This is a genomic window from Bradyrhizobium sp., assembly GCF_019244115.1.
Classification (GTDB): Bacteria; Pseudomonadota; Alphaproteobacteria; order Rhizobiales; family Xanthobacteraceae; genus Bradyrhizobium.
In genome coordinates this window covers 1-3,445 of the sequence record NZ_JAFATE010000574.1, presented here as the reverse complement: position 1 = coordinate 3,445, position 3,445 = coordinate 1, and the positions used below count along the sequence as shown (strand labels likewise).

General features: G+C 64.4%; 2 protein-coding genes and 1 pseudogene. All 3 read left to right on the top strand.

The features are described 5' to 3' along the window. The coding region (locus JOZ76_RS25380; protein WP_366938630.1) for an acyltransferase at positions 1-1,155 on the top strand (1,155 nt) is incomplete at its 5' end. Between the two features lie 167 nt (positions 1,156-1,322). After that, on the top strand, positions 1,323-2,651 hold the full coding sequence (gene murA / locus JOZ76_RS25375; protein ID WP_291703295.1) for a UDP-N-acetylglucosamine 1-carboxyvinyltransferase: 1,329 nt from the start codon (positions 1,323-1,325) through the stop codon (positions 2,649-2,651). Positions 2,652-3,012: 361 nt separating this feature from the next. Next, positions 3,013-3,445 (top strand): annotated as a pseudogene (locus tag JOZ76_RS25370) (PQQ-dependent dehydrogenase, methanol/ethanol family); the annotation flags it as partial.

The window sequence follows — 3,445 nt, the reverse complement described above, 5'->3', positions numbered from 1 at the left end:
GTTGCGGTCGTCAGGCCGGCACTGCGCTCGGCCAAGGCCGGCGCGAAGGAGCGCAACGGCGGCATCGATGCCTTGCGCGCAGCGGTCACGCTGCTGTTGGTGTTTCACCATAGCGCCATCACCTACGGCGCGATCGGCGGCTGGTATTACAAGGAGATCGCGCCCTCCATATCTCTGAGCGGCGTGCTGCTGATCCTGTTCTGCACCGTCAACCAGGCCTGGTTCATGGGCCTGTTCTTCCTGCTCTCGGGCTACTTCACCCCTCCGGCCTTCGATCGTCACGGCGCGGCTGGCTTCGTCCGCGAACGCGTGATCCGGCTCGGCATTCCGCTTCTCGTCTATTTCCTGCTGCTGTACCCCCTGACGGAGGCGCTGGCCCAGACCGCGAAGGGACGCTCCTTCATCAGCGTGTTTGTCTATCAGTGGATGCATGCGCGGTTCGAGCCCGGCCCGCTCTGGTTCGCCGAGGCCCTTTTGATCTTCGCGGCCGTCTGGCTGGTCTGGCGACTTCTGCGCAAGAGCGCGCCGGCCGCGGACCGAACATTGTTCCCTTCCAACGCGGCGCTGCTCGGCGCTGTGCTGCTCACCGGTCTCGCGGCATTCCTGTTGCGGCTGGTCTGGCCGGTCGGGGTGAACGTTGGCTTCCTGCAGCTCGGTTATTTCGCCTCCTACATCGCGCTGTTTGCCGCGGGCTGCGCCGCGGCAAGCGGCAAATGGTTGGAACGGATTCCGGCGCCATCCAAGCGATTGTGGCTCAAGGTCGCCTGGATCGCCTGCCCGATCCTTCCGCTCGCGGGACTTGTCGACCTGCGCTTCCATGTGTTTCCCGGGCCTTCCGAAGGCGGCCTCAACCCGCAGGCCGTGCTCTACGCCTTCTGGGAGCCGTTCGTCGCCTTGGGCTTCATTCTCGGCCTGCTGGCCTTCTTCCAGCGGCGTTTCGCGGTCCTGAACAGGTTTTGGGCGAGCCTCGCGCGCCGCGCCTTCCTGATCTACATCATCCATCCGCCTGTTCTGGTCGGCGTGGCCATCGCCTGGCGCGATGTCGCAGCGCCGGCACTGCTCAAGTTCCTCTTGACCGGCTCCGTGGCCTGCGCGCTTTGCTATCTCGTGGCAGGCGTTCTGCTGCGCGTACCGGCAATTGCGCGAATCGTGTGAGCTCGGCGGAAGCGCAAGCCGAAAATGGCAGAGAGAGACTGAGCTTTTCGGTAGATAAGGTGGGCAAATCTGCTAACCAGCGGGCCTGAAAGCGAAGCATGCCCGGAAAGCGCGAGGCGGCTCGCATCGCAGCCATTCGCGCTTTGGTCACGTCAGAGAGGAGCGCCATGGAGCATGAAGTTCAAAAGCACGGAACCGTGCGCGCGCCGATCCAGTATATCGTGGAAGGCGGCCATCGCCTGAAGGGCGCCATCGAGCCCTCCGGCAACAAGAACTCCGCACTGCCGATCATCGCCGCGGCGCTCCTGACCGAACATCCAGTCACGCTCGATAACGTGCCGCGCATCCGCGACACCGAGACGCTGGTGGAACTGATCCGCTCGGTCGGCGCGGAGGCCGAATGGCGCGGCCGCAATCGCCTGGCGATCCACGCCAAGGACATCCGCGCCGCCGATCTCGATCCGGATCTGTGCGCGCGGATCAGAGCCTCCATCCTGCTCGCCGGCCCGCTGCTCGCCCGCTGCGGCGAGGTCGGGCTGCCGCCGCCCGGCGGCGACGTCATCGGCCGCCGCCGGCTCGATACCCATTTTCTGGCGTTCGAGCAGCTCGGCGCGACGGTGTCCTCGACCGACCGCCTGCAATTCCGCGCCTCCGCCCTGAAGGGTGCCGACGTGTTTCTCGACGAGCCGAGCGTCACCGCCACCGAGAACGCGCTGGTCGCGGCGGTCGCGGCGCAAGGCACGACGTACTTGCGTAACGCCGCCTCCGAGCCGCATGTGCAGGATCTCGCGCATTTCCTGGTCGCGCTGGGCGCTGACATCGAAGGCATTGGCACCAATACCATGGTGGTGCAGGGACCATCGACCCTGGGCACTGCGAACTACGCGATTCAGCCCGACCACATCGAGGTCGGCTCGCTGATCGGGCTCGCCGCGGTGACCCGCTCGTCGCTTCGCATCGTGCGCGCCGGCACCGAGCACCTGCGCTCGATCCGGATGGGCTTTGAGCGGCTCGGCATCGTCTGCGAGGTCGCCGGTGACGACCTGATAGTGCCGTCCGAGCAGACGCTGAAGATCAAGGACGATTTTGGCGGCCATGTGCCAAAACTCGAAGACCAGCCCTGGCCCGCCTTCCCGGCCGATCTGATGTCGATTGCGATCGTCACCGCGAGCCAGTGCGACGGCGTCATCCTGATGTTCGAAAAGATGTTCGAATCGCGGATGTTCTTCGTCGACAAGCTGATCTCGATGGGCGCGCGCATCGTGCTCTGCGATCCGCATCGCGCGATCGTCGCAGGTCCGAGCCGGCTGCGCGGCGCCTCGATGATCTCGCCCGACATCCGCGCAGGCATGGCGATGCTGCTCGCCGCCGTCTGCGCCGAGGGCACCTCGACCATCAATAACGCCGACCAGATCGAGCGCGGCTATGAGCGCATCGAGGAGCGGCTGAACGCGCTCGGCGCAAAGATCACCCGCGTGCCCGAGCGGGAGCGGTAATAGATTTCGGGATGTGAATGGTATGAATTTCGTAGGGGGGCAAAGGCGCGCCTTCGCGCCGTGCCCACCATCTTTTCGCGAACGTTGTCGAGAACGGTGGGCACGCTGCGCTTAGCCCACCCTACGCTTCCTTGATCGGCGCACCGTCGCGGCAAGCAAGCGCGTCCATGCCACCTCAGATTGATCCGCGAACAGCGACCTCACCCGGTCGAAGCCTGGGATACCTCGTCGGCCCTCCATCAGCCGTCGATTCTGCCGCAGGGCGCGGCTCTCTGTATTGACGTTCCCAAGTTTCAGGGAGATTGTTGCCGCTGCAACACCGACCAAGGTGTGCAGAAAAATAACCGGGGAGGAGGAGCTGATGAAGCAAATTGCGTTGGCCGCAAGCCTTGTGATTCTTGCGCCCTGCGGGGCGATCGCCCAAAGCAGTGACCAGCTGGTCAAGGGCGCGACCGACACGTCGAACGTTCTCAATTACGGGATGGGCTACAATCTGCAGCGCTTCAGCCCGCTCACGCAGATCAACAAGGACAGCATCAAGAATCTGGTTCCGGTCTGGAGCTACAGCCTCGCCGACGACCGCAGCGAGGAGTCGCAGCCGCTCGTCTATCAGGGCATCATCTACGTCACCACTCACAGCGCCACGATCGCGGTCGACGCCAAGACCGGCAAGCAGATCTGGAAGACCAAGATCGAGTATCCGGCCGAGACGCCGCGCATCGTCTGCTGTGGCATCGTCAATCGCGGCGCCGCACTGTTTGACGGAAAGGTGTTCCGTACCACGCTTGACGCCA

What these genes read in the sequence shown, in the direction of transcription:
- murA (WP_291703295.1), top strand. Translation starts at nt 1,323, where the DNA reads ATGGAGCATGAAGTTCAAAAGCACGGAACCGTGCGCGCGCCGATCCAG.